At 38.5% G+C, this 26356-nt stretch carries 23 protein-coding genes and 3 pseudogenes; 21 read left to right on the top strand and 5 right to left on the bottom strand.

Going from position 1 to position 26356, the window contains the following annotated elements; genetic code table 11:
- Positions 1-437 precede the first annotated feature (437 nt).
- Positions 438-1891, top strand: a pseudogene (locus tag ACJROX_RS15125) (IS1182 family transposase).
- A 165-nt stretch (positions 1892-2056) separates the two neighbouring features.
- On the opposite strand, the gene ACJROX_RS15130 reads toward ACJROX_RS15125, so the two are convergent.
- The gene (locus ACJROX_RS15130) at positions 2057-2860 is read right to left on the bottom strand and encodes a cupredoxin domain-containing protein (RefSeq protein ID WP_408011492.1); all 804 of its coding nucleotides are present in this window, start codon (positions 2858-2860) and stop codon (positions 2057-2059) included.
- 286 nt (positions 2861-3146) lie between these two features.
- Here ACJROX_RS15130 and ACJROX_RS15135 point away from each other — a divergent pair, with 286 nt between their 5' ends.
- From ACJROX_RS15135 to ACJROX_RS15180, 10 genes are all read left to right on the top strand, one after another.
- Positions 3147-3362 (top strand): hypothetical protein, encoded by a 216-nt coding sequence (locus ACJROX_RS15135; protein ID WP_408011493.1) that lies wholly within the window; start codon positions 3147-3149, stop codon positions 3360-3362.
- A 142-nt stretch (positions 3363-3504) separates the two neighbouring features.
- Positions 3505-3759 (top strand): hypothetical protein, encoded by a 255-nt coding sequence (locus ACJROX_RS15140; RefSeq protein WP_408011494.1) that lies wholly within the window; start codon positions 3505-3507, stop codon positions 3757-3759.
- A 47-nt stretch (positions 3760-3806) separates the two neighbouring features.
- The gene (locus ACJROX_RS15145) at positions 3807-4247 is read left to right on the top strand and encodes a hypothetical protein (protein ID WP_408011495.1); all 441 of its coding nucleotides are present in this window, start codon (positions 3807-3809) and stop codon (positions 4245-4247) included.
- A gap of 18 nt (positions 4248-4265) precedes the next feature.
- Positions 4266-6056: an ABC transporter substrate-binding protein gene (locus ACJROX_RS15150; protein ID WP_408011496.1), complete on the top strand. Its 1791-nt coding sequence runs from the start codon at positions 4266-4268 to the stop codon at positions 6054-6056.
- 68 nt (positions 6057-6124) lie between these two features.
- A complete protein-coding gene (locus ACJROX_RS15155; protein WP_408011497.1) occupies positions 6125-7108 on the top strand; it encodes an ABC transporter permease in 984 nt (327 codons plus the stop codon).
- On the top strand, positions 7101-7958 hold the full coding sequence (locus ACJROX_RS15160; RefSeq protein ID WP_408011498.1) for an ABC transporter permease: 858 nt from the start codon (positions 7101-7103) through the stop codon (positions 7956-7958). Before ACJROX_RS15155 ends, ACJROX_RS15160 begins: the two co-directional genes overlap by 8 nt.
- Before the next feature lies 1 nt (position 7959).
- Positions 7960-8931: an ABC transporter ATP-binding protein gene (locus ACJROX_RS15165; RefSeq protein ID WP_408011500.1), complete on the top strand. Its 972-nt coding sequence runs from the start codon at positions 7960-7962 to the stop codon at positions 8929-8931.
- Positions 8924-9955, top strand: coding sequence for an ABC transporter ATP-binding protein (locus ACJROX_RS15170; protein ID WP_408011501.1), 1032 nt, complete (start codon positions 8924-8926; stop codon positions 9953-9955). The genes ACJROX_RS15165 and ACJROX_RS15170 overlap by 8 nt, the downstream gene beginning before the upstream one ends.
- 6 nt (positions 9956-9961) lie before the next feature.
- Complete coding sequence (locus ACJROX_RS15175; RefSeq protein ID WP_408011502.1) at positions 9962-11335, top strand: MATE family efflux transporter; 1374 nt, start codon at positions 9962-9964, stop codon at positions 11333-11335.
- 36 nt (positions 11336-11371) lie between these two features.
- Positions 11372-11680 carry a metal-sensing transcriptional repressor gene (locus ACJROX_RS15180; protein WP_408011503.1) on the top strand — a complete coding sequence of 103 codons (309 nt, stop codon included), beginning with the start codon at positions 11372-11374 and terminating at the stop codon, positions 11678-11680.
- Positions 11681-11764: 84 nt separating this feature from the next.
- On the opposite strand, the pseudogene ACJROX_RS15185 reads toward ACJROX_RS15180, so the two are convergent.
- A pseudogene (locus tag ACJROX_RS15185) lies at positions 11765-12133 on the bottom strand (YdhK family protein); the annotation flags it as partial.
- A 265-nt stretch (positions 12134-12398) separates the two neighbouring features.
- Between ACJROX_RS15185 and ACJROX_RS15190 the strand changes: the two are divergent.
- The 7 genes from ACJROX_RS15190 to ACJROX_RS15220 all read left to right on the top strand — a co-directional run bounded on the left by ACJROX_RS15190 (position 12399) and on the right by ACJROX_RS15220 (position 19100).
- Entirely contained in the window at positions 12399-14480 is a 2082-nt protein-coding gene (locus tag ACJROX_RS15190) for a heavy metal translocating P-type ATPase (protein ID WP_408011504.1), read from the top strand.
- Between the two features lie 434 nt (positions 14481-14914).
- Positions 14915-15619 (top strand): response regulator transcription factor, encoded by a 705-nt coding sequence (locus ACJROX_RS15195; protein ID WP_408011505.1) that lies wholly within the window; start codon positions 14915-14917, stop codon positions 15617-15619.
- On the top strand, positions 15616-17013 hold the full coding sequence (locus ACJROX_RS15200) for a sensor histidine kinase (protein ID WP_408011506.1): 1398 nt from the start codon (positions 15616-15618) through the stop codon (positions 17011-17013). The genes ACJROX_RS15195 and ACJROX_RS15200 overlap by 4 nt, the downstream gene beginning before the upstream one ends.
- Positions 17010-17228: a hypothetical protein gene (locus ACJROX_RS15205; protein WP_408011507.1), complete on the top strand. Its 219-nt coding sequence runs from the start codon at positions 17010-17012 to the stop codon at positions 17226-17228. The genes ACJROX_RS15200 and ACJROX_RS15205 overlap by 4 nt, the downstream gene beginning before the upstream one ends.
- A complete protein-coding gene (locus ACJROX_RS15210) occupies positions 17225-18418 on the top strand; it encodes a F510_1955 family glycosylhydrolase (RefSeq protein WP_408011508.1) in 1194 nt (397 codons plus the stop codon). The genes ACJROX_RS15205 and ACJROX_RS15210 overlap by 4 nt, the downstream gene beginning before the upstream one ends.
- A gap of 77 nt (positions 18419-18495) precedes the next feature.
- Entirely contained in the window at positions 18496-18702 is a 207-nt protein-coding gene (locus ACJROX_RS15215; RefSeq protein WP_408011509.1) for an SHOCT domain-containing protein, read from the top strand.
- A 125-nt stretch (positions 18703-18827) separates the two neighbouring features.
- On the top strand, positions 18828-19100 hold the full coding sequence (locus ACJROX_RS15220; protein ID WP_408011510.1) for a hypothetical protein: 273 nt from the start codon (positions 18828-18830) through the stop codon (positions 19098-19100).
- A gap of 137 nt (positions 19101-19237) precedes the next feature.
- Here ACJROX_RS15220 and ACJROX_RS15225 read toward each other — a convergent pair.
- From ACJROX_RS15225 to ACJROX_RS15235, 3 genes and pseudogenes are all read right to left on the bottom strand, one after another.
- Positions 19238-19481, bottom strand: a pseudogene (locus ACJROX_RS15225) (thiamine pyrophosphate-dependent enzyme); the annotation flags it as partial.
- On the bottom strand, positions 19391-20347 hold the full coding sequence (locus ACJROX_RS15230; RefSeq protein WP_408011511.1) for a hypothetical protein: 957 nt from the start codon (positions 20345-20347) through the stop codon (positions 19391-19393). The gene ACJROX_RS15230 and the pseudogene ACJROX_RS15225, both read right to left, overlap by 91 nt.
- 256 nt (positions 20348-20603) lie before the next feature.
- A complete protein-coding gene (locus ACJROX_RS15235; protein WP_408011512.1) occupies positions 20604-20729 on the bottom strand; it encodes a hypothetical protein in 126 nt (41 codons plus the stop codon).
- A 1059-nt stretch (positions 20730-21788) separates the two neighbouring features.
- Here ACJROX_RS15235 and ACJROX_RS15240 point away from each other — a divergent pair.
- From ACJROX_RS15240 to ACJROX_RS15250, 3 genes are all read left to right on the top strand, one after another.
- The gene (locus ACJROX_RS15240; protein ID WP_408011513.1) at positions 21789-22142 is read left to right on the top strand and encodes a hypothetical protein; all 354 of its coding nucleotides are present in this window, start codon (positions 21789-21791) and stop codon (positions 22140-22142) included.
- 110 nt (positions 22143-22252) lie between these two features.
- Positions 22253-24199 (top strand): putative thiazole-containing bacteriocin maturation protein, encoded by a 1947-nt coding sequence (locus ACJROX_RS15245; RefSeq protein WP_408011514.1) that lies wholly within the window; start codon positions 22253-22255, stop codon positions 24197-24199.
- Positions 24196-26136, top strand: a complete 1941-nt coding sequence (locus tag ACJROX_RS15250) for a TOMM precursor leader peptide-binding protein (protein ID WP_408011515.1) — start codon at positions 24196-24198, stop codon at positions 26134-26136. Before ACJROX_RS15245 ends, ACJROX_RS15250 begins: the two co-directional genes overlap by 4 nt.
- The last annotated feature ends 220 nt before the right edge of the window (positions 26137-26356 follow it).

The raw sequence follows: 26356 nt of genomic DNA on the forward strand, positions 1-26356 counted from the left end.
GGCTGGTTGTTAATTATGTATGATCTGTTCACATCACTTACGAGATTCTTCTATGATCCCTTAATAAATGCAGTAGCTCGTATGGTGCTGTATTACCATCAGTCTTTGCTATCGGAACCTCGATTCCGATTCTTCTTGTAATTTTTTTAATGTGGTATTTTGGTGTCAGTGGTAAGGTATTGAAGTTCAGTCGTAAAGTCGGGCTCATTCTTCAACGAATTGCAGGATTGATCATCCTAATCCTAGGGTTATTAGATACTATCACCTATTGGGTTTGATCTTTTAACATTATTAAATAATGGTACTCATCCCCCCTTTGAACGAGGCCACTGAAAAAGTCCAATATTTTAAATATCAGCCCATCTTTTTTCCGTTATTGGAAGAAAGATGGCTGATTTCCTTTACAATTAAGGTAATACATAAAAGTGAGGGATTGGATGATTGAACGTCAACTGTCGATGAACCTAAGTGATTATGCAGGGTTATATGATGCCATTATTCCAGAAGATCATTTACTAAGACAAATCAACGAACTTGTTGATTTTTCATTTGTCTACCATGAGTTGAAAAATAAGTATTGCCATGATAACGGACGAAACGCCGTGCATCCGATTCGTATGTTCAAATACCTTCTCTTAAAAACGATTTATAAGTTATCCGACGCGGACCTTGTGGATCGTGCACGGGTTGACATGTCTTTTAAGTTCTTTCTGGAGATGGCGCCGGAAGATGAGGTTATTGATTCCAGTTTATTGACGCATTTTCGCCGTAAACGTTTAAAAGACAATGATCTTATTGATCTTTTGATTGGAAAAACGGTCGAGATCGCTATTGAAAAAAACATCATTCAATCCAAATCAATCATTGTGGACGCCACTCATACGAAAGCGAAGTACAATCAACTGACACCGCAAGAAATACTCCGTAATCGATCCAAAAAGGTTCGAAAAGAGATCTATTCGATTGATGAATCCATGAAAGAAAAGTTCCCGAAAAAGCCCCAAGCGGATACAATTGAAGCCGAAATCGATTATACTCAAAAGCTTGTTGAGGTAATCGACAAAGAACCCACGTTGAAAGAATACCCCAGAGTGAAAGAACCTCTGAACCTCTTAAAGGAAACTGTGGAGGATGACATCGAGTTCCTTGAACACTCCGAGGACCCTGACGCCCGTGTGTTGGCCACAAATCAGCGGACTCCTCATTCTTTGGGTATAAGACCCACCTGGCGATGAGTGAAGAGCGCATTATTACCGCAGCGACAGTTACAACAGGAGAAAAAAATGATGGGAAACAACTCGAAACCTTGATTCAAAAAAGTAAAGAATGTGGTATGGACATCGACACCATTATTGGGGACACTGCTTATTCCGAGAAGGACAACCTGAAATATATTTCTGATCACCAGATAAAATGAGTGGCGAAACTGAACCCCACCGTTTCTCATGGAAACCGTAAAGAAGAGGATGAATTCGAGTTCAATAAGGACGCAGGTATGTATGTGTGTCCCGTAGGTCATATGGCGATTCGAAAAGCGAAACAAGGAAAGAAAAACCAGAGTAAGAACCAGAAGATGACGTATTATTTTGATGTGGAAAAGTGTAAACGATGCTCATTAAGAGACGGTTGTTATACACCGGGGGCGAAAACGAAAACGTATTCCGTAAGTATAAAATCGGCAGAACATACGAACCAACTTGAATACCAAAATAGTGAGGAGTTTAAAGAAAAGGCTAAGCAGCGATATAAGATCGAGGCAAAGAATAGTGAATTAAAGCATAGACACGGATATGAGGTAGCCTCATCTTCGGGTCTTGAAGGTATGCATATACAAGGTGCGATGGCAATCTTCGCTGTTAATTTAAAAAGAATCCAAAAGCTGATGAAATAAAAAGGGGCAAGATATTCCGTCTCGTTTCAAAAAAACAGCTGTTTCGGTGAAAAATGAATCCGAAACAGCTGTTTTTCGTGAGAAACCAAGTGAAATTTTTAAAAACAGACAGTTCTTCAGTGGCCTCCCTTTGAACAAGGGGGGCTTTTTATGTTTATTTTGTGCTTAAAACACTTCAATCGTGCCACTCATGCCAGACTCTTCATGACCAGGAATTGTGCAGATAAATCGAAACGTACCAGATTCCAGAGGAGTGAATAGGAAATTTTTTTCCTCACCAGGTTTTGCATGTACATGTACGGGATTTGCCTGTTGTGAGTGATGATGGCCGTATGGTGAAGTATCGGCTTCAAGCCCAACAATCTCAAAGTCATGTTCTACCTCGCCAATATTTTCAAACAGGATTGAAATACTTTGTCCTTTTTCAATCTTGATATCAACAGGTGAAAAATTATACTCATTTGCTTTTATTAATATTGTTTTGGAATGTTTTGTTTCATTGTCATCATGATGCTGTCCTTGGTTGTTTAATTCGGGACCTGCTGAAAAAAAAGACTCTGTGTATTCGAAACTTAAGAAAATCAATCCGAAAATCAATATGATGCTAATCGGATTTTTAAGAATAGACATAAATTTACCATTTGTACTCTGTTGTAGCAGGAGACATAGGATCATCATCATACCTACAAAGATTATAATCATGATCTTTACGGCAGCATCTCTATATTCAGGGGCAATCATTTCACCTAACATGGCCCCCATCATTCCCCCCATTGTGCCAGATAGTATACCATCTAAAACCGCCATTAAACCTAAGGGGATACCCGAAAGGATCCCTACTGTTATACCAACAATCACTCCTAAAACTGTAGAATAAAACAGGTTTCCGGAATATAGAATCCCCAATATCAGTCCTATAGTTAACCCAACACCCATGCCCAGCGTCATCGATACCATTTTACCAGTCATACAGGAGATCTCCTTCCGATGGTAAAAGGTTAAACCGAATATAATTAATGAGATTCCGATTACTATTATAAAAAGGAACAATACGATATTTGTCATGTTAATACCCCTCTACTTTGTCCAAACCAATTTTACTGATTTATATGATTATCAATGCGATATTTATGCAATAACCTTTATACTTATATTTAAATTGAAAATACAGAAAATTCTATATTTTATATTGAATACACTACAGAGGTATAGTATATTAATTTTAACAATCATATACATATGGAAAGGGATAAAAATGCTATCGATACAGAAGGTTACGATCGCAGTAAATGGAGGTATAGAATTTGGTGCGAAACTGACTCCAAAGCAGTTAATGATCCTTTCAAGTTATGATACCGAAATCGAATTAAGCACATTTCAGCAATTGTATGTTGAGGTAAGAAAGGAAGATGTTAAACAAATATCACAAGAACTACAAGAATTTGGTTTGAAAGTTATTTGGTCTGTATAAATAGTATAATAATACTAACTTTCAGACTATTAAAAATATTTTATTTACATTTTCTATAGTATCGTTTTACAATAAAACTAAACCTCAATATACATATAGGGGGTATGAGTAATATGATTGAGAAAGGGAGGCTGGTTGCGTAATGGCAGAAGGAAAAAGGTTACTGTTTTTAGCGGTCTATGGAATGGAAGTTGTAGAATGCGGAGGTGCATTAGCAAAAAATATTTTGAACGGCGGAAAATCCTTCGCATCAATAATGCTGAGTTCTGAAAAGAGCCGCCCGCAAATTCAACAAGCAGCGGAAATGTTAGGTGTAAGTATTGAATTTACAAATTTTCAATATGGGGAAGTTGATCTTAGTGTCGATTCAAAGAAAAAAATTGCCCAGATAATCTGAAACCCGATATCATCATTACGCAAGATCCTGAACATTCATTTCACGATTTGGATCCAGATCGAAGACAAGCAATGATTCTAATCTTAGAAGGAATTGCATTAGCAAGCAGAGATTTCTATCTGGACGAAGAGACCGGATTAGACCCTCATCCTATACCGACAATCTACTACATGACTCCACATCATCCCAATACTGTAGTCAATATTACCTCTGTATGGAGCAAAAAAGATAATGCTATGAAGGTACTCGAAAGTCAATTGGAATTCAGTGGTAAACATTTTGAACGCGCTTTGAGCAAAGATGATCTAGAAGTCTTGTGTCCTGGTTTTTCTGAAATTAAAAATGATTTTGAAAAGGGCAAGGAGATCCATAGAGTTCTAGATAAAGCCATCCACGTATATCATGGCCTCGCCACTCATGGACATTTTGCATTTGCAGAAGCCTATAGAAGAGAAGGTAACTTCCATTTGGAAGAGTTGATTAAGTAAAATAAAGGAGGTTTTTTCATGAATCGATTGTTTATCACTATCCTGGTCTTATTAGTAACTTTTTCAGCCATCCCTTTTTACACATATGCTGCAGAAGGACAAGCACAGACGATGAAGATCGCAATCTCTAAAGATGAAAATACACTAACCCCGTATACATATGTAACAGGTTATCCAGGGTTAGAATTGGTCCATCTCCTTTACGATACATTATTTCAATTGGATGAAAAAAATTCTCCTCAACCTTGGCTTGTGGATGAATTCAATATAAGTGCTGACAAGCTTACTTATGAGTTTATTCTTCATGAAAATGTGAAATGGCATGACGGAGAACCCTTTACAGCAAATGATGTAAAATTTACAGTTGACTATTTCCTCGAACATCCTAAATCAAGATTTACAAACCCTCTTAAAAATATCGACTCCTTAGAAGTATCAAGTGATACAAAACTTGTAATGAAACTAAAGCAGCCCGATCCAAATTTCATGATTCAACCCTTAGCTGATCTTCCAATCATACCCGAACATATATGGAAAGAAATATCCAATCCTGACGAAGCTAAAAATGCTATCGGGAGCGGACCATTCCAGTTAGTAGAATATAAAGCTGGACAATATTACAAAATGGAAGCCAACCAAGATTACTTTAAAGGTACCCCAGCTGCCAAGGAATTGATTTTCCCTATCATCGAAGACACTACCGCGATGTATACCGCACTCAAGGCAGGAGAAGTTGATGGTATTTCCTCTAGTCTTACACCTGAAGTTGTCAAAGAATTTGAATCGAATCAAAATCTTAAGGTAGAAACAGGGCCGGGGTATTCCACTACACTCTTTCAATTTAATTCTGAGAAATACCCTATGAATGATAAAGACTTTCGGCAAGCTGTTGCATATGCAATCGATAATCAATACTTGGTTGATACCGTCACCCTTGGGTATGCAGAAGTAGGAAGTCCCGGATTCATCCATCCTTCCTCACAATTCTACAATGATTCTTTGGAATTCAAACCTGATAAAGAAAAAGCTAAAGAAATTTTGGAATCAGCGGGTTTCAAGGACACAACAGGAGATGGGTTTGTTGAAGGTCAGAATGGTGAAGCACTAGAGTTACAATCTCTGGTCTATTCGAGTAGTCCATTACGGATAAGAACTGCTGAAATCATAGCCGAATGGCTAAACGATATTGGAATCAAAACTGAAGTAAGAGCTATGGATGCTACCACGGTCGATTCACTAGTTTGGCCTGACTTTGATGTAAGCAAAGGGCGTAACTTTGATCTTGCAATATGGGGATGGTCAAGTACGATGCAGTTATTCCCTGATCGGATGACAGAATTGTTTCATTCTGATACAGCCATTGGTTCAGTAAATATTGGAGGTTTCAGTAGTGAACAGTTTGATGAATTGGCAAATAATCTAGCTGACACTGTTGATGAAGGAAAGAGAGAAGATATCATAATGCAAATGCAGGAATTGGTCGCAGAAGAATTTCCATTTGTCACACTTTACTATCAAGAAATTATTAACGCATATAATCCAAATGTATTTGACGATTATGCATTTCAGTTGGGAAAGGGGATTATGAATAAACTGTCCTTTGTTCCAGCTGCTCAAGGAGATGGAACCGGAACATCTTCTAAGGAAGGGAACCAAAGCAAAGCAGATAAGGAAACACAAATTGACAACTCTTCTCTAGGGGGGAATAATACACCTCTGATCCTTCTGTTAGTAATCGTTGCTGTTATAATTGGCGGAATCTTTTTAGTTAAAAGGAGATCAAAGAATAAAGATGATTATACCGCATAATACAATAAATAAAATGGATAATCCGCTTTTGCGGGTTTTCCATTTTATTTCATAGGAGGGACATACAATTGGTAAAGGGAAAATACATCGGCTCAAAAGTACTCCAGTACTCATTCGTTATATTACTTATTCTAACGTTGAATTTTCTGCTACCTAGACTAATGCCTGGTAATCCTCTTGTCTTTTTGGCAGGGGAAGATGTCGGATTCATGAGTTCGGAAGAAAAAGCTGCTATCCTTGAAAAATATGGCTTAAACGACTCTGTTACCTCTCAATATTTTACATATCTACAAAACACTTTTACTGGAAATCTAGGGTATTCCTATCAACGGAAAGTCCCGATCATCGATCTCATTGAAGAACGATTACCATGGACCTTATTATTGACTGGTCTTAATCTAGTGATTTCTACAATATTAGGTATCATTTTTGGAGCAATTTCATCCTGGAGAAGAGGAACAAAAACGGATGTGAATCTATTGACGGGATTCATGTTTTTAAGTGCTATGCCCTCCTTTTGGATCGGAATGATACTGGTCTCTATATTTGCGTCCACTCTAGGTTGGTTTCCCGTATTCGGTGGCGAGACTTCATGGGCAAATTTCGAAGGTTGGAGAAGAATCATGGATGTGGCTCATCATCTTACCTTACCACTGATAACGATGATATTGATCTCCGTTACTACAACTTTTATGACGATGCGTTATTCCATGTTGAATATCCTTGGAGAGGATTACATCATGTTGGCAAAAGCCAAAGGCGTTAAAGAGAAACTTATCATGTATCGTCACGCCATGCGGAATGCCTTACTACCCGTTGCTACAGTTTTCATGCTAAGCCTTGGATTCATGCTTGGTGGAGCAACCGTGATAGAAACGGTATTCGCTTACCCTGGTGTCGGCCGACTAATGTTTGAAGCTGTATTAAGTAGAGACTATCCACTCATCCAAGGAACTTTTCTTATCATCACATTCAGTGTCATCATAGCTAATTTAATAGCGGATCTCATTTATCCGCTTATAGACCCGAAGGTAGGTAAAGATAATGGATAAACAAAAATGGAAACATTATTGGAACGTATTAATATCTAATAACCTAGGTCTGATAGGAATCGGTATTCTTGTATTATTTATTATGATCGCTGCGTTCGCTCCATGGATTGCACCTTATGATCCGATGGCTCGAATTGGTCATCCCTTACAGCCACCTAGTGAAAATTTTTTATTAGGGACGAATGATGTCGGTCAGGATATTTTCAGTGAACTTATTTACGGGACTAGGATTTCTTTACTAATTGGGATTATTGCCGCCTTTATTTCTATTTCCATTGGTTGTCTTGTTGGTATGATAGCAGGTTATTTTGGAGGCAAAATTGATGCATTTTTAATGAGGTTAGTAGATTTAATCCTCGTTATCCCCTTTTTACCATTGATGATTTTATTAGCTGCTTTTATTGGACCGAGTTTTTGGAACATCATATTAGTCATCAGTATTTTAACCTGGGCAAGTCCAGCCAGGGTAATCCGTTCCCAGGTCCTTACTTTGAAAACCAAGGGATATGTTGAAGCTGCAAAATCCATTGGGACAAAAATCTCCACAATACTATGGAAACATTTACTTCCCGGGGTAATACCTATAGCACTTTCACAATTTGTCATGGCAGCGAGCCAATCAATCCTGATTGAAGCATCATTAAGTTTCCTAGGACTCGGCGATCCATTCAGCAAGAGCTGGGGGAGTACCCTTTATTACGCTCAAGCAAGAGGGGCGTTTTTGACAGATGCTTGGATATGGTGGATATTACCTCCTGGACTTTTGATCACCGCACTAGTAGTAGGTTTTGCATTTACGGGTTATTCCATGGAAGAAATCTTGAACCCTCGATTGAGAAAGGAACGCTAATATGGAACCAATTTTAAAAGTTGAAAACCTCACAGCACATTATATAACGGATAAAGGTGCGGCAAAGGCGGTCGATGATGTATCCTTTTCGGTTGGGAAGGGGGAGATGCTAGGTCTTATCGGTGAATCCGGATGCGGGAAAACCACTGTTGCACAATCGATATTACGACTATTAGAGTACCCCGGCAAAATCATGGCTGGAAAAGTGACCTTAGGAGAAAAAGACCTAATCAAGGCAAGTGACAAAGAATTGGAGAATATACGGTGGAAAGAAATTTCTGTGATCCCTCAAAGTGCCATGAATGCCCTTAACCCTGTTTACACGATTGGAGATCAAATCATTGAATCAATTCTTATTCATGAACCGGTTACAAAAAAAGAAGCTATAACACGAACGAAAGAACTTCTAGAACTTGTTGGTATTGATCAGGAAAGGTGGAAGGCATATCCTCATGAATTCAGTGGAGGAATGAAACAGAGAGTGGCGATTGCGATGGCCCTGTCATGTAATCCAAAGCTTATCATTTCAGATGAATCTACCACAGGGTTGGATGTATTGAACCAAGCGCAGATCATTGCTTTATTAAAGAAACTTCAACAAGAACTGGATCTTTCTATCATACTCATCTCCCATGATTTACCTATGGTTACAGCCGTTTGCGATCGAATTGTTATCATGTATGCAGGAAAAATTATCGAATGGGCAGATACTAGTGATATTTTAAAAAATCCTCGCCATTCATATACCAGAGGATTACTGAATGCAACTCCAGATATAAGCCAACTTGATAAAAAAGTAACATCAATCCCAGGAACGGTCCCGAATTTGATTTCTCCTCCAGAAGGCTGCAGATTTTATTCAAGGTGTCCAGATGCAATGGTTCTATGCAAGATGGGATCACCAGGCTTAACAGAGGTCGGTAAGCATCATTATACGGCGTGTTTTTTAGAGGAGGCTGTCCAAAATGAATAGCAATTTAATAGAGGTTAAAAATTTAAAGAAAACATTTGTTAAGAAAACCGGTTTCTTTTTAAAACGGAGCGTTAAACACGCCAATGCAGTAGATAATGTAAATTTTTCTATACGTAAAGGAGAAACTTTAGGGATTATTGGAGAAAGTGGATGTGGAAAAACAACAACTCTACGAATGATCATGAGGCTGATCAAGGAGACAGATGGAGAAATCCTGTTTAGTGGTAAAAACCTTTGTGATCTTTCTGATAAAGAGACAAATCAAATAAGGAAAAAGATGCAGATGATTTTTCAAGACCCGTACGACACCTTGAATCCTGGTATGAGAATACTGGATATTTTAATGGAACCTTTGAATGCACATGAAAAAAATTTATCATTCAAAGCAAAATGTGATCGGGTATCTGAAGTTTTGGAAGAAATAGAGCTTAAACCACCTTCAGAATATATGTATCGCTATCCACATCAATTAAGCGGGGGACAGAGACAAAGAATCGCAATTGCCAGAGCAATCATTTTAAAACCAGAATTTATCGCTGCAGATGAGCCCACATCTATGTTAGATGTTTCTGTACGTGCTGGAATATTAAATATTCTTCACTCCCTTAAGGAAAAAATGGGGTTAACCATGTTATTCATCACACATGACCTGGCTACCGCCAGTTACATGTGTGACAGGATTGCTGTTATGTATAAGGGGAAAATAGTCGAAATCGGATCCACACGGAAAATAATTCAAAATCCTTCTCATCCATATACGAAGGCTTTAGTCTCAGTCGTTAAAGACCTAAATCATTTCATCGCTAACCGTCATTCGATTATCCAAGATGGAGAAGTAGATTCAACTCTAACTGAAAAAGGATGCCCCTTTGCAGCAAGATGTCCCCATGAACACCTAACATGCAAACAAGTTGAACCCATCTTAAAAAAAGTTGGAAGTGAACATTTTGTTTCATGCCACCTCGATGATTCAGCTTTTCAAGTTTCTAAACCTCAGGAAAACAAAAAAACGGTAGTTCACTGATAAAAGATGGAGCTAACAACCGAGAACCTTACCGTATCCAAAAAACTTAGAATAATTCTTGCACTTGCCTTACCAGCAATAGTGGAAAATTTTTTTCAGAGCATAATTGGTTTTGTTGATATTCTTTTTATTTCAAACATAGGTCTGATTGAAGTTACCGCAGTTGGAGTTACTAATGCTGTTTTACAGGTTTACTTTGCGATTTTCATGTCATTAGGAGTGGCGGCAAATATCTATATTGCACGGTTTATAGGGGCCAATGATAAGGTCAATGCAAAAAGAGTTGCGCAGCAATCGATCCTATTATCCGTTTTGTTAGGTATTTTTCTTGGTATAATAACACTTCTCTTTTCCAGGGAACTATTAAGTTTATTAGGAGCAGACACAAAGGTTCTGGATGCTAGCGAAGTTTATTTTAAAATTGTTGCCATACCCTCCATCGTAATATCATTAATGTATGTTCTTGGTAGTATTTTAAGGGGAACTGGTGATACGAAGACCCCGATGAAGGTAAGTATATGGATCAATATCATACATTTGTTTTTAGATTATGTTCTGATTTTCGGCTTTTTCTTCATACCAGCACTTGGTTTAGTCGGAGCGGCACTGGCAACTTTATTCGTAAGAGTAATCGGTTCTGTATTTTTATTTTATTTTGTCACGAAATCAAAAAAACTCGAAAAATTTCCGGTCTTCGGTTGGAAACCAGATGTTTATATTTTTAAGAAATTACTTATTTTGGGGTCTCCTGCAGCCGGAGAACGTCTCATCATGAGAATTGGTCAAGTATTATATTTTGGTTTTGTTGTACAACTAGGAACTAGTACATTTGCTGCCCATACAATCGCGGGAAACATTGAGATCTTTTCCTATATGGTTGGATATGGGCTTGCAACTGCAGGTACTACCATAGTTGGACAACAGCTAGGTGCAGGCAATAAAAATGAAGCTACAGAATACGGTAAACTGACCATTTTGCTCTCAGTTATCATAATGAGCGTATTTGGTATAATATTATTTTATTCAGGCGGATGGATTGGCTCTTTTTTCACAAATGATTCAAATGTCATTGAGCAAATATCTATTGCATTGAAAATCGATGCATTCATACAACCTATTTTAGGTGCTGTACTGGTTCTTACTGGAATCTTTCAGGGAGGAGGGAATACAATTTTTCCTATGTATGTTACTGCAGTAGGTATTTGGATTGTCCGGACCATTGGAGTTTACCTTCTTGGAATATCCTTAAATTTAGGTATTACAGGAGTTTGGATAGCGATCGGATTGGATAATTTGTTCAGGTTTACTATATTATGGTATAAATATCATAAAAAAAAATGGATTCGTATTGACTTTAACGATTTGTATCAAATAAGATAACGAAAGACTCCTATGATCAGAAAGGATTGGGATAGGTTGGTCAAACAAGAAATAGAATTGAAACCTCAATTTGACAATAGTCTTAATGAAGAGAAACAAGCAATCATCAATCGACTTAAACGAATAGAAGGTCAAGTTCGCGGGATTCAAAAAATGGTAGAAGAAGACCGTTATTGTGTCGATGTAATCGTACAAATTTCTGCTATAAATGCCGCTTTGAGAAAAGTTGGATTAACATTGATGGAAAGACACACGAAATCATGTGTTTCCAATGCTATTAAATCAGGCCACGGTAATGATTCAATAGAAGAGCTAATGAAAGTGATAAAACAATTTTCTAAATAATTCATTAGTATGAAAGGCTGTCATAGAAGAATATTATGACAGCCTTGGCTTTTTGTTTTGTTATAAAATAGATGTTTATTCAGATGATAATTCACTTTTAGTTACCCATTTATGATTTGTCACTTTTTCTCCACCAGTAGTTGGTGTATAGGAAACGGTATATACTGTGGTATCATAGGCACCTACAATTGTCGCTTCAGCACCCTTCATCCCTTCCATATGGTCCGTTTTGATGATAGCTTGACTTCCTACTTCATACTTAGGGTTATCCGCTTCTTTTAAACCTTCTGGGACTTCACCAGAACCTGAATGATCCATGTTACCGTGGTCCATGTCTTTTTCCGTTTCCTCATTTTCATTCTGACCTTGTTCACTTTCATTATTACCACAGGCAGCTAATATGAGCGATGTAGAAAGAAGTATATTTCCAATTAGTTTGTATTTAAACTTCATTTGTTGATCCTCTTTGTTATTTATCTTTCCACTCTAAAAGGTTGTTGTAAAGAAAGTGTGAAGAGAATATGGTGATATTTTAAATTACCTTTATTTTTGTTGATTAATCGTAATTCTAATAATATGTATCGATATACCTATACGGGGTTAATGTTTAGAACAAATACTTTCGAGTAATAGAGATAGTAAACGTATTTAAAATTTAATGTGGAATTTTTCTTTAGATTACACATTATAAGTAGAAGATATGGAAGGAGTAGGATTAATGAAACATTCAAAAGGCCATTCCCATCATTCTACACATGGAAAAGATCATGAAAACACTTACCATCAAGATGGCCATCATGAAAAGCACGGAGGCTATCAAGAACATGAAAGCCATGGAGGTCATGACCACCACGATCACCATGCCCATATGGTAGAAGATTTCAAAAAAAGGTTCTATATTTCACTAGGGGTTACCGTTCCAATATTGATTCTATCCCCTATAATCCAGGAGTTCTTCAATTTTCACATCGACTTTACGGGGGATATGTTTATCCTTTTCTTGTTATCAACGTTCGTATTCTTTTACGGAGGTTGGCCATTCTTAACCGGAATGGTTGATGAAGTCAAAGTTAAGAATCCTGGGATGATGACTTTGATTGCATTGGCAATCGTAGTGGCATACGGATTTAGTTCACTCGCTGTTTTTGGATTAGCGGAAAAGAATTTCTTTTGGGAATTGGCTACATTAATTGACATCATGCTCCTTGGACACTGGATTGAGATGAAGTCTGTGATGGGAGCGTCAAGAGCACTGGAAGAATTAGTGAAACTGATGCCATCAGAAGCACACTTGATCAACGATAAGGGAGAAACGGAGGATGTCCCCGTTGCTGATCTTAAACAGGGAAATCAGGTATTGGTCAAACCAGGGGAAAAGGTACCCGTTGATGGGATCATAGTCAAAGGTCATTCTTCAATTGATGAATCGATGTTAACAGGTGAATCTGTACCAGTCGAAAAAAACATAGATGAAGGTGTGATAGCAGGTTCCATCAATGGTGAAGGCTCCATCACCGTTAAGGTAGATAAAACGGGTAATGAAAGTTACCTCTCTCAGGTAGTCAATATGGTAAAAGAGGCCCAGGAATCTAAATCAAGGACACAGGATTTATCCAACAGGGCTGCAAAGTGGCTGTTCTACGTAGCCCTGGCAGCAGGTTTTTCCACACTTACAATCTGGTTGTTGATCGGATATGAATTTTCTTATGCGCTTGAGAGAATGGTAACTGTCATGGTAATCGCTTGTCCGCATGCACTTGGACTGGCTGCCCCGCTTGTCGTAGCGAGGTCGACTGCTATTTCAGCCAAGAAAGGCCTGCTCATAAGAAATAGAGCAAGTTTTGAAGGAGCAAAAAACTTAGAAGCAATAGTCTTTGATAAAACAGGGACTTTAACTGAAGGGAAATTCGGTGTGACAGATATCATCATGGAAAATGACCATGATGAAACAGAAGTCTTGCAGTTGATCGCATCTCTTGAAAACCAATCAGAACATCCAATTGCTCATGGGATAGTTGAAGAAGCGAAAAAAAGAGAGATTTCTTTAAAGTCCCCCGAAGAGTTTGAGTATATGACCGGCAAAGGCCTTGTTGGAAAAGTAGATGGTAAAGAAGTCAGCGGTGTCAGCCCCGGTTATGTGAAAGAGAACAATTTAACATACAATACTGAGAAGTTCGAGCAGATGTCTGAAGAGGGTAAAACAGTGATTTTTGTGCTGATTGAAAATAAACTAGCCGCGATGATTGCCCTGGCGGATCAAATTAGAGACAGTGCAAAACGAGCGATAGACAAATTAAAAGAAATGGATATACGATCAATCATGCTGACTGGGGACAATCATAAAGTAGCCCAATGGGTTGCAAAACAAATCAATCTGGACGAAGTTTATGCGGAAGTTTTACCGGATCAAAAAGCTGATAAGATAAAAGAGATCAAAGGGAAGAACTTAAAAGTTGCGATGACTGGAGATGGAGTAAACGATGCACCGGCTCTTGCCAATGCTGATCTTGGAATCGCCATCGGAGCCGGGACAGATGTCGCAATGGAAACCGCCGATGTCATCCTGGTTAAAAGTAATCCAGAAGATGTAGTTTCTATCATTGAACTCTCAAAAACGACCTATCGAAAAATGATCCAAAATCTTTGGTGGGCAACTGGATACAATATAATAGCAATTCCACTTGCAGCTGGTATCTTATATCCCATCGGAATTGTGCTGAGTCCAGCAGTAGGTGCAGTATTAATGTCTCTTAGTACTGTGGTTGTCGCCATAAACGCACAATTATTTAAAGGTAATTGATAATAAACATTAATATAAATCAAGATTGATTCAACTGAATTTTGTAAATCATAATGGTTTTCAAAATGACACTAAATAAAAATAAATGGTAAATTAGCAACGATTTGTCTGGTTAGTTGCACATAATAGTTAAAAGTCTGCTATGGAAAAGGACAAAGGTAATTTTAGTTGTCAACCATAAATTTCATATAAAGACAAAAACCATCGATTGTAGATGGTTTTTACTCTGAGGTCAATATTACAATTAGAAGTGACACCTTATATTTTTTGACAAAAAGGTATTAAGATCTTCCAAATGATACACTCTTCATAGATTCTTCATATTTCTTAGCTATAATTTGCTATTATAAAAACTTCATTATAAGAAGGCTTTTTAATGAAAAAGCATTTTTGTGATAAAAATAACCAATGAAAATGTAAAGAAGGTATTTAATATGAAGAATCGTATCCTTGTAGTTGATGATGAATGGAACATGAGAAATTTAATAAAGATCTATCTTTCTGGTAAAAACTTCCAAATTGATGAAGCAACAAATGGACATGAAGCTATTGATTATGTATGTAATAGGTCTTATGACCTTTTGATATTAGATATCATGATGCCTGAGATTGATGGGTGGCAAGTATGTAAGACCATTCGTGAATTTAAAGATGTCCCTATCCTGATGCTTACTGCAAGGGATGATGTAAAGGATCGTGTGCAAGGACTGAATATGGGTGCTGATGACTACCTGGTAAAACCATTCGCACCTGAAGAGCTGGTTGCCAGAATGAATGCCTTGATACGTAGGAATAAAAAAATCATCAAGGAATCTGAAGAGGGAGCTGTATTCGAGCTTCCAGAATTGATCATAAAATTTGAAAGTAGAGAAGTGAAGGTGAAAGACAAAAGAGTTGATTTGACACCAAAGGAATTCAACTTACTATATCTCATAGCGAAGCAGCCGAAAAGGGTATTTACTCGTGATATGCTATTAAACCATATTTGGTCTGTCGATGATTTCCGAGATTTGAGAACAGTGGATACACATGTGAAAAACGTACGGGATAAACTTCGCAAAGCGGGAATCAGCTACAACGCAATTAAAACAGTTTGGGGAGTAGGATATAGATTCAATGAATATGAGGAAGAAACATGAAATCCAATAAAGTCGTACTGAAACTCGGCGGCACCATCTTAATCCTTTTTTTAGTCGTGCTACTCCCTCTTGGTTATGTCACGAGTCAAATTTTCACTAATTTCTACTATGGCCAGGTTCAAGAAGAAATAGATGGACTTTCCCGTAAATATGCTAACTCCATACAATCTTTGAATGATAAGAAAATCTTAAGCATGTTCGGTACTCTTGCAGAGTTGACGAATAAGGAAATCTATATCATCGATCCTAAGGCTCGGGAAGTGGTCAATTCCGGTATTAAAGAGCCTACATTTACAAATGACGAAAAAAAGCGATTGACTGCCGGAGAACCGATGAGAAAAAAATTCATTGGGTCAAAGAATGGAGAAGTCTATCTTGGCTCGGGACAACCGATATACCAATCAGAAAAACATATCGGAACCTTTTTTGTCATCGAATCTGTTGAAGGGATAAACGAGTCGATTGAAAAAGTAAAGGACCTTCTTATTCTATCAGGTATCGGTGCTTTTTTACTTGCAATCGGTTTCACCTTCATCGCTTCTAAAAGATTATCAGATCCTTTATTACAGATGGAGAAAGCGACCAGGCAAATTGCTAAAGGAAATTTGGATGTCCGTTTAAATTTAAACTCTAATGACGAATTAGGTTCATTGGGAAAAGCAATCAATGATCTGGCAAAAGATATTGACCATTATCGGACGAACAGAAACGAATTTTTTGCCAATATATCTCACGAATTGCGTACTCCCATTTCCTATATTAATGGATATTCTACGGTTTTAAAGAAGGGCTTATATAATTCAGAAGAGGAGAAAATACAATACCTCTCGATTATCGAAGATGAAACACAACGTATGACCCGATTAATCAACGATTTGTTCGACTTGTCAAAAATGGAAGAAGGGAAAATCGATCTCAATCCATCTTTTCTTGACTTGAATGAGATCTTTGAATATGCATTATTGAAAATAAAAATTAAACTTGATAAAAAAAATCTTATTTTAGTTACAGAAGTAGAAGAAAATATGCCAGAAATATATGCAGATGGAGGACGGGTTGAGCAGATCATTACGAATCTTATTGAAAATGCCGTCCACTATACTAACAAGGGAAAAATCACCATAAAAGCTTGGTTCGAACGCCAAGTGGTCAAAATACGAATAAAGGATACAGGTAGTGGAATTCCCAATGCCGATCTTCCATATATTTTCGATCGTTTCCATCGTGTGGATAAATCCCGCTCTAGAAAGCTTGGGGGAAGCGGTTTAGGATTGGCAATTGTAAAGCAGCTTGTGGAAATACAAAATGGGACCATTACAGTAAAAAGTGAAGAAGGAAAAGGGACGTTATTCGAATTATCATTTCCTATTTCCGATAATAAGGAGGCACCATGAAAGCAAGAGAATGGTTCTTAGCAACGTTCATCATCTTGATAGGAATTATTTGTCTAACTATATCCGGTACTCATAAGCTGGGCTCTGAATCAATCCATTCCTACGTCATGACCTTCGTGAACCTCTGTATGTGGATTGGATTGCCATTGCTGATTGTAGGATTCATTTATTTATTTCTATTAATCCGGGAAAAAAAGAAAGGAACCAAATCATGAAATTAATTTACAAATCACCTGTTTTTGTCTTTCTGCTATCACTAATACCAGCAAACGTGTTTGCACATGGTACTGAACAACAACATGAAAAAGAAATGCTACTTAATGAGTTAATTCAATATACCATGATCATCTCTGTAATTTTCATCGTTTTATTCTCCGCTCTTATGTCTTTTACAAAAAATAAAATTTCCCAAACACCCGTAAAAACAAAAGATGGAAGGGAGTTAAGGAAACGATTGACACAGAAAAATAAATTTTATATGTGGTTCGTTATCATTTCATCTTTGATACTTATCATCTCATTAGCATTAAAAGGTTTTACAAACTCTTCCGGAGAAGAAACATCTGTGTCATTTCCCGATATTCATGGAATCGGATACTCAAACAATGGGGAAATAATTTATGTACCCGCTCATGACGGAATCAAAGCTTTTGAGAATGGCAGATGGTCAATTCCCGATTTAGAAAAGCATGATTTTATGGGGTTCTCGAAGGTTGATGATGGTTTTTACAGCAGTGGACACCCAGCACCAGGATCTGATAAGAAAAATCCATTAGGTATTGTTAAATATACGAATTCAAACCAAACGCTCGAGCCACTGGATCTATACGGAGAAATTGATTTCCATGGACTGGCTGTAGGTTTTGAATCCCATGCGATTTACGCCTTCAATCCGAAACCGAATTCCAAAATGGATGAAGTAGGGCTTTATTATTCTACAGATAATGCGAAGTCCTGGAACAAGTCTGATATGAAAGGACTTGATGGCAATCCTACCTCGATGGCTGTCCACCCTTCAAAAGAATACGTGGTGGCAATTGGAACGCCGACAGGACTTTATCTGTCTACAGATTCAGGAATGACATTCAAGGAAGTGGTTGAAGATATTCAAGTCACCGCTATTACATTCAGTATAGAAGGAAACTTATTGGTCGGAGGAGCTGGTATCGATGAATTGCAGGATCAAGGCATCATGCTGGTCACATATGATCTTGAATCTGATGAACAAAAAACACTGTTCAATCCAGTAGAAAAAGAAGATTCCATCATGTACCTAGCACAAGCCCCTACTGATCCCAGAACAATCGCTTTAGCAACTGGGAATAAGGATATATATGTGACACAAGATCGTGGCGAATCATGGAATAAAATTGCCGACAAAGGTGAAAGTAAAACGTTAGAATAAGGATAACTTTTTTTAAAACCTTTTCTAAGAGGAAAACAGTTATTGTAAATGTACAATAAATAAGGAGAGAGATTCAAATGATGATGGGCTGGGGTATCCTTAACATGATTCTTACGATTCTTATTGTAGGGTTTATTATTTATGGGATCATTTTAGTGGTAATGAAACCCTTTGAAAAGAAGCAAGATTCATCACTAGAAATTCTTCGTGAACGGTTTGCTCAAGGTGAAATCACTGAACAAGAATATGAGGAAAAGAAAAAGATTTTACAACGTAAAGATTAGCACAGCTAGTATTAATCAATAAAATAATTAAAGAACCAGTTTTTTCAGGATATCATTTAAACTTCACAGATTTTACAAACTTGTTGTTTATACTGAAATTGTATTGGAAGAAAGGAGGGTAAACCGTGAAAATCAAAAAATTTACACTGGTTTTCTCATTTACTTTAGCTACCCTATTGGTAGTAGGACAGGCTGGATCTGCTGAAGGTACTATGAACATGATGAATGGCAATGGGATGATGAATGGCAATGGGATGATGAATGGTAATGGAATGATGGATGGCAATGAAAACATGTCTAAAATGATGGAGGCCATGAATTCACCTGAGGGCCAGAAGATGATGAAGTCTTGCGGCGACTTCATGGAATCTCTTGATAACGACCACAAAACGAAGTAAAACCTTATAAGACCCCCCTTATGCATAGGCCTCGTTTTTGAGGCCTTTTATTTTTAACAGGTATATCATTTAATTACCTGTCTTTGGGTCGTGTATCTTGATTTAGACACTTACAAATTTTAATTCATAATTAACCACTATAAGGGTGGTTTATCGATTTTTCCTTCTTCAAATTAATTCTTTGAACATATGTTTTGCATAGCCTGTAGCTTGTCCAAATGTTATTTTTGCTGGTAAAGGAGCTTCATTGGCATCTACAACAACATCTATGATACAAGGTTTATTTTGTGCTATAGCTTGTTGTAATGCAGGAACCAGTTCATCCGGCTTTTCAACCCGATAGCCCATGCCACCACATATGTCGGCAAAGCGGGCATAATCCAGTTCGTTGTCATGAGTTTATTTCCGCCTTTAATAAAACGATCCATAATCGTTTTTAGCTTTAACCCTTGAATGATATACAATCCAACAGAAGCAATAATTGTAATCAATAAAGCCAATAACATCATTCTTGATGGATTATCACTTTGCCACATCAAAATAAAACTAAGTGGAATCAGGATGAGAATCGGAACGACAAGATTTAAAAGCCGAGGCTTTAGGGCAGGCTCATCATGTTCCATGCCCATTTTCATCCCCTTCATGTCATCCTCTTTCCCGTTCATTGCCACTCCCATCTGATCTTTAGCAGTATCGGCTTTTTGATGGTTTTCTTTGTCTCCGTCCATTTCTTCAGAAAATTCAATGGCATACTCATGATTACGTTCTGGATTTTGTTTTTCTTTGTTCCCATCATCTTGTCCCATTAAACTTTTCATTCGCGAAAAATTAAAAGCAGGGATAAGAGAGAACAAGACAATCAAAATAGAAACATAGCTAAAAAAATGAAAGGGTAATGAACGAAGAAAGATGGTGATCGGCGCACCTCCCAAATTTGCTGCGTCCATTCTTTTACTGATCACACCAGTGGTATAGCCAATAAAAGTAGTTGCCATCGGAATCAGAACAATTACTGTGCTTGCTGAATTATTTAGCATATAAGCAAGTCGTTCTTTTGCTACATTAAACCGTTTTGCCAAAGGATTGATGATTGCACCACCCGCTACGACACGAAATCCACAGTCCATGAATGTAATCGGTAATAGCGCCCAGGACATCAATAGGGTTTGATTAGGTCCTTTAATGTATTTGGAAATCAGGGAGGCAAAGGCTTGAACACCACCTGAAACTTGAATTAAAGCGACCATTCCGCTAAAGGCGTAAAGGAAAAGTAGAACGTCCAAGTTGCCGGTGTCCGTTAACACTCCCGAAATATAACTGATGGTTTGGTCTAATGATTCAAATATACTACCGGTGTATAACAAACTTCCAATCCATTAATCCAACGAGTAATGATGGTATTACTTGTTTTGTCCAATGGCCATAACAATTGCAGCAAGGGGTGGAACGATTGATAACCACAATTCAGTTGGGATGAATTACTGTTCAAGGGTAAATTTCATTCTAACTTTCATCGTTTCTCTTTTTCTTCTGTATAATAGCAAACCGCTTCTGCTTACTATAGTTGTAAATACTCCAAACACCAACAAGTCCGACAATCAAAGCAATCAAATACAATAATTCATCCATAAATTCACTCCTAACCCAACTTCGTTAAAGATTAGGATAACCAACAGGCCATTCAACATTCATATGCCTGATATGTTTATCAAGAAACGGAAGAAATAAAAAATGCCGGGAATACCGGCAATTCAATTGAAAAGATACCCATGATAAGAAGTTTTTCAATCTGTTTACAGTTTTTCATAATTAAACTACTTTGGAAACATTAAACCTTCCGTATATGGAGAAGAGATATTTAGTTTACTGAATACTATAATAGTTGGAAAAAGGCTATGGAAACTTGAAAGAAGGGAGGATGTTCTTGAAAGGTTTTCTAATAAAATTAGTTGAATGTCCGGTCACTTTATAATAGCTCACTTGATCTTTCCAAAAAGTAGATTACTCCAGCTTATGGCAATCTATAATTGTTGGATTGGTTTAACAGTTGGAGGTCAATCATGGAGTGGATTTTGTAGCAGCTGCCTTTATCGTTTATCTGGTGTATCATTTTAAGTTACTTGACAAAAAGGTAAATCACGTAAACCTCCCGCTTAAATTCAGCTATTGTATACTGGCTTTCTTTATTGTATAGGCCCATTCTCGATTATGGTTTGTTCAAAACATGTTAACGCAAGCCTTATTACACCCAAAATAGTCTCCTGGACTAGCATATTCCCCAGCATCTAACCTTATCTAAATCATTAGAAATCCTCTGATTCCTCTAAAATAGAAATGATTTGTTGCAATACTAATAGAAGTTACTCGGATTCTACCAGCTCTTCTAAGACAATTCTATTAAATCTCGATTCAACAATACTTAAAATTCAGCCTATTTTTTGTAGTAAAAGCCTCCTTTCATCTTTTTTAGCATAAAGTAACACGAAGCAACATAATGGGAGAATCCGATCTGTCGAAGAAAAGGCATTTAAGACCTCCATCAAATGTTCATTCGACCATGCTCTAAAAGTATTGTTGTAGAACTTATTGTTTTAAAATGGGGGGGTGTATAAATGGACAATTTCAAAAAGGAACTTCGGAACTTGAGCGTTGACGAATTAAGAGAAGCTCAGATGACACCTTGGGACGATGATGATATGGGTCAACAATTCAGTGGTTCGCATTGTCATCATTGTCATGAGCAATCTTATCATTGTCACCACTGTCATGGTCAGTCTCATCATTGCCATGCACATTGTCACCACTGTCATGGTCAATCTCATCACTGCCATGCACATTGTCACCACTGTCATGGTCAATCTCATCACTGCCATGCACATTGTCATCACTGCCATGCACATTGTCACCACTGCCATAGTCAGTCTCATCATTGCCATGGACATTGTCATAGTCGAAATGGTTGAGGTGATGGTCATTGACAATATTTCTTGCGGAAATTTTATTTACCTGTGGAGGTCACCCCTGTATCAAGTTTTTCAGTAAGCAGGGGTACTTCCTCTTCACTTAGTAATGAAAGAGGACAACCAGGTAGAGCATAGAATAATACCGAGCGTGAAGTGGGATGAAATTTCCTCATGGTCAGGAGGTAAAGAATGACAAAATTAGACCCTTCTATGCGTCTGAAAGTGAAAGGAGATATTTTTTTTATTGCTGATCCGAATGGTGGTGTATATTTTCGAAACAATTTATGTTCGTTTCGAATAGAAGGCATGAACATCGATAAGTGGGTTGAAAAACTGATACCGATGTTTAATGGGGAACACACATTAGAGAACTTAACTGAAGGATTACCGTTACAATACAAGGACCAGGTATATAAAATCGCTGAAATGTTAAAGAAAAACGGATTTGTACGGGATGTAACCAAAGATCGTCCTCATCAATTATCGGAGAAAGTGTTACAAAAGTATGCTTCTCAGATTGAGTTATTGGAAAATTTAAGTGATTCTGGTGCGTATCGTTTTCAGACCTATCGTCAGTCGAAAGTGTTGGCTGTTGGATCAGGCCCATTTTTTATTTCTTTAGTTTCATCCTTGCTAGAATCTGGCCTTCCAAAGTTTCACATGTTGATTACAGACTCAGTACCGACTAGGAAGCATCGATTGGTAGAGCTAGTTGCCCATGCTAAAAAAACGGATCCCGAGGTCATGGTGGCGGAGGTTGCCTTGAAAAATGATAAAATAGGTTCTTGGCGGCAGGTTTTACAGCCGTTTGATATTGTTTTGTATGTTTCACAGGAAGAAGATATCAAGAAATTACGGCTTCTTCAAACAATTTGCAGAGAGGAGAAAAAGGTGTTTGTCCCAGCTACGATTCTTCAGCAGGTGGGTTTAGCGGGTCCACTGGTACAACCGGATTCTGAAGGGTGCTGGGAGTCAGTGTGGCGCCGCATACATCAGTCCGCGATTTGCAAAGATTCACAGCATACCTTCTCTTCCACTGCAGGAGCAATATTGACGAATATAATCGTATTTGAAATGTTTAAGGCGGTTACAGGTATAACAGAAACGGAACGGAATAATCGATTTTTCATGCTGAATCTGGAGACTTTTGAAGGAGATTGGCATTCGTTCATCCCGCATCCGCTAGTAACTGGACGTATGGCAGCTGAATGGATTCAAGATCTCGATAGGCTACTCGTACAAAGCTCGGAAAGCGAGGCGAGCGGATTATTTCCTTATTACAGCTTTTTGACATCGGCAGAATCAGGTATTTTCCATAGTTGGGAGGAGGGGGATTTAAAGCAACTTCCCTTGTCTCAGTGTCGTGTTCAAGTTGCCGACCCGCTGTCAGAAGGACCAGCCGGGCTTTTGCAGGAAATGATCTGTACAGGGATAACGCATGAGGAAGCACGCAGAGAAGCAGGCCTGTCTGGAATTGAGTCATATGTATCACGTATGATCGGTCAAGTCAGTATAACACTTCCTTCATACCATAAAACAGGGAGTAGAATAGTAGACCTTCAAGAGGCTATAGGCGTAGGAGCAGGGGATACCGTTACTGATGGTATATATCGCGGGTTGCAAAAATGTTTGGACAAACAACTGGATAAACAACTGGCAAGTCAAGAGCCTTTTGTCTTCCTAGTGCGTTTAAAATCTGTAGAAGATAAACGTTGCCAGTTTTATTTACGAGCATTAACCAGGATAAAAGGAGTACCGAATATCGGTTTGGGAGAGGAAGTGTGTGGATTCCCAGTGGTATGGGTCGGTACTGGAGATCGCTGGTATAGCAGTACAGGAATGAATGTAACAATAGCGTTGCAGAAAGCTTTACAACAGGCAGTGTCTATCGAACAAAATAGAGGGGCCCAAGCGGTGGGGGTTTCGTCTGTTCTTCTTCAAAAAACAGAGCAACAAAGTCTTGTGATCACTGCTTGTGAGGAGACAGGAAGATTGCAGATTTTGCAGACCGCCATACAGGTCTTAAAAAGGAACCACAAAAGGCTTTTGGTATTGGATCTTGCACTAGAACCATTTTTAAAAAAGCCACTAACAGGAGTATTTGGTGTACTTTTGCGAGAGGAGGCATCTAGGTGAGTGCTGTTGTGGTATTTGGAGAAGGATTATTGGCGGAGTTTGTGGACGAAGTACTGACCGGCCAGTGCCAGGTCATTCGTCGTACTGATTTGAGGAGTGGAGTACCAGAAACTACGGAATTAGCTCTGGTATTAAACGATACTTGGAAACCCCACATTCATCGTGAGGCGGAAGAGATATTTAAATCAGCTGGCATCCATTGGCTGCGCGGTTTCGTTTCATTTGGCAAAGGGGTGATAGGGCCACTTGTTCGCCCGAGTATGCCAGGTTGTTCACAGTGTGCGGACTTAAGATATATAAAGGCAGGACTCGATCGCAAAGAAATGTGGGGAATGCAACAGACAGAGGGAGCTTACGGGGGAATCATACGTAACGCATGGGCATCCCGTACCGGCCTTAAACAAATGGCTCATCTATTAGTAGCGGAGACACAGAGACTATTGCATGTTAGATGGCCTCAATTGGAAGAAAGGCTGTTGTTGATTAACCTGAAAACGCTAAAGAGCTCTCAGCATTTCTTTCTACCCGATCCACTGTGCTCGTTTTGTGGACAATTGCCGGATGATTCATCAAAAGTGGCCCGAATTTCGCTACAACCAAGTCCGAAGATTAACTTGGATAGCTATCGCTGCCGCTCTATGGATGATTTGGGCGAATTTCTTATCAATGATTATCTGGATTATCGGACGGGGATTTTAAATGGAAAAAGAATTGACGTCTTGTCGACGTTTGCGGATACGAGTGTGAATCTACCGTTGTTTACGGAGGATGTGGCAGGAGGTGGACGTACTCATTCCTATATCAAAAGTGAGTTAACAGCTATTTTAGAGGGACTCGAGCGTTACTGTGGCCTTAAACCACATGGCAAACGGACGGTGATCCGTGACAGCTTCTGTAATCTTTCAGATCAGGCACTTCATCCAGCCAAGACAGGGTTACATACGGAGGAACAATATGAACGGCCTGATTTTCCGTTTAAACCGTTTGATCCTGACCGCCCAATCGATTGGGTATGGGGTTATTCGTTTTTACAAGAGCGTTCCATTCTGGTTCCACAGACACTCGCCTATTACGGATCAAGTTTTTATGATGCCTTTGTATTTGAATCTTCCAACGGATGCGCCTTGGGTGGAAGTTTAGAGGAGGCTATTTTCTACGGCATTATGGAAGTGGTTGAACGCGATTCATTCCTAATGACATGGTACGCGCAACTTCCTGTCCCAAGACTTGACCCCTATTCGACTGACGACCAGGAACTAAAATTGATGGTAGACCGTTTCCAGTATGTGACGAGTTTTGATCTATATTTATTTAATACGACGATGGAGAATAGGATACCAAGTGTCTGGGCAGTAGCAAAGAACAGAAAACAACAGGGAGCCAATCTCATATGTGCAGCTGGAGCTCATCTAGATCCAGTACGGGCGGTGAAAAGTGTAATTCATGAGTTATCAAGCTCTATAGGTATGATTAATAACAAATTTATGGCGAATCAGGATAAGTATGAACGTATGGTAACCGATCCTTTCCTTGTGCAAAAGATGGATGACCATTCCATGCTTTACAGTTTGCCGCAAGCACAGGAGCGCCTGCAATTTTTACTGGATGAAAACCGACCATTGCGAAAATTTAACGAGGAATTCAAGGCGCATCGTAGGCAGCCGGATCTGACCAGCAACCTGAAGGACATTCTCAAGGTGTTCCACCGGTTGAATCTCGAGGTAATCGTTGTAAATCAGACGACACCGGAAATCGACCGGAATGGGCTTCGTTGTGTGAAAGTGCTGATTCCGGGGATGTTGCCAATGACGTTCGGACATCAATTTACCCGTTTGTCAGGGCTTGAAAGGGTATTGAAGGTACCTATGGAACTCGGGTATGTGCAACAACCCTTGACGCTTAAACAGCTAAATCCACATCCTCATCCATTTCCATGAGTGGTGATTTATCAATACTTCCAAAACACGTATATAAAAAATCAACAAATGACGGTTAAATAGAATCTCGTAAATCCAGAGGTTTCTGTGATTCATGTTCCTCTAATGATGATTTGGGTAGGTTATTGGTAGGAATCATTGCGTTTATATGATGACTGGGAAATCAGTCCTTCAAGCATGATGGATTTATTGAAGTAAAAGTAAAAGAACTATTGACTAA

Source organism: Pseudalkalibacillus sp. A8 (assembly GCF_045920555.1).
Lineage (GTDB): Bacteria > Bacillota > Bacilli > Bacillales > Fictibacillaceae > Pseudalkalibacillus.

What these genes read in the sequence shown, in the direction of transcription:
- ACJROX_RS15130 (WP_408011492.1), bottom strand. Translation starts at nt 2,860, where the DNA reads ATGACTGGTAAAATGGTATCGATGACGCTGGGCATGGGTGTTGGGTTA.
- ACJROX_RS15135 (WP_408011493.1), top strand. Translation starts at nt 3,147, where the DNA reads ATGCTATCGATACAGAAGGTTACGATCGCAGTAAATGGAGGTATAGAA.
- ACJROX_RS15140 (WP_408011494.1), top strand. Translation starts at nt 3,505, where the DNA reads ATGGCAGAAGGAAAAAGGTTACTGTTTTTAGCGGTCTATGGAATGGAA.
- ACJROX_RS15150 (WP_408011496.1), top strand. Translation starts at nt 4,266, where the DNA reads ATGAATCGATTGTTTATCACTATCCTGGTCTTATTAGTAACTTTTTCA.
- ACJROX_RS15160 (WP_408011498.1), top strand. Translation starts at nt 7,101, where the DNA reads ATGGATAAACAAAAATGGAAACATTATTGGAACGTATTAATATCTAAT.
- ACJROX_RS15165 (WP_408011500.1), top strand. Translation starts at nt 7,960, where the DNA reads ATGGAACCAATTTTAAAAGTTGAAAACCTCACAGCACATTATATAACG.
- ACJROX_RS15170 (WP_408011501.1), top strand. Translation starts at nt 8,924, where the DNA reads ATGAATAGCAATTTAATAGAGGTTAAAAATTTAAAGAAAACATTTGTT.
- ACJROX_RS15175 (WP_408011502.1), top strand. Translation starts at nt 9,962, where the DNA reads ATGGAGCTAACAACCGAGAACCTTACCGTATCCAAAAAACTTAGAATA.
- ACJROX_RS15190 (WP_408011504.1), top strand. Translation starts at nt 12,399, where the DNA reads ATGAAACATTCAAAAGGCCATTCCCATCATTCTACACATGGAAAAGAT.
- ACJROX_RS15195 (WP_408011505.1), top strand. Translation starts at nt 14,915, where the DNA reads ATGAAGAATCGTATCCTTGTAGTTGATGATGAATGGAACATGAGAAAT.
- ACJROX_RS15200 (WP_408011506.1), top strand. Translation starts at nt 15,616, where the DNA reads ATGAAATCCAATAAAGTCGTACTGAAACTCGGCGGCACCATCTTAATC.
- ACJROX_RS15205 (WP_408011507.1), top strand. Translation starts at nt 17,010, where the DNA reads ATGAAAGCAAGAGAATGGTTCTTAGCAACGTTCATCATCTTGATAGGA.
- ACJROX_RS15210 (WP_408011508.1), top strand. Translation starts at nt 17,225, where the DNA reads ATGAAATTAATTTACAAATCACCTGTTTTTGTCTTTCTGCTATCACTA.
- ACJROX_RS15215 (WP_408011509.1), top strand. Translation starts at nt 18,496, where the DNA reads ATGATGATGGGCTGGGGTATCCTTAACATGATTCTTACGATTCTTATT.
- ACJROX_RS15230 (WP_408011511.1), bottom strand. Translation starts at nt 20,347, where the DNA reads ATGGTCGCTTTAATTCAAGTTTCAGGTGGTGTTCAAGCCTTTGCCTCC.
- ACJROX_RS15235 (WP_408011512.1), bottom strand. Translation starts at nt 20,729, where the DNA reads ATGGATGAATTATTGTATTTGATTGCTTTGATTGTCGGACTTGTTGGT.
- ACJROX_RS15240 (WP_408011513.1), top strand. Translation starts at nt 21,789, where the DNA reads ATGATGATATGGGTCAACAATTCAGTGGTTCGCATTGTCATCATTGTC.
- ACJROX_RS15245 (WP_408011514.1), top strand. Translation starts at nt 22,253, where the DNA reads ATGACAAAATTAGACCCTTCTATGCGTCTGAAAGTGAAAGGAGATATT.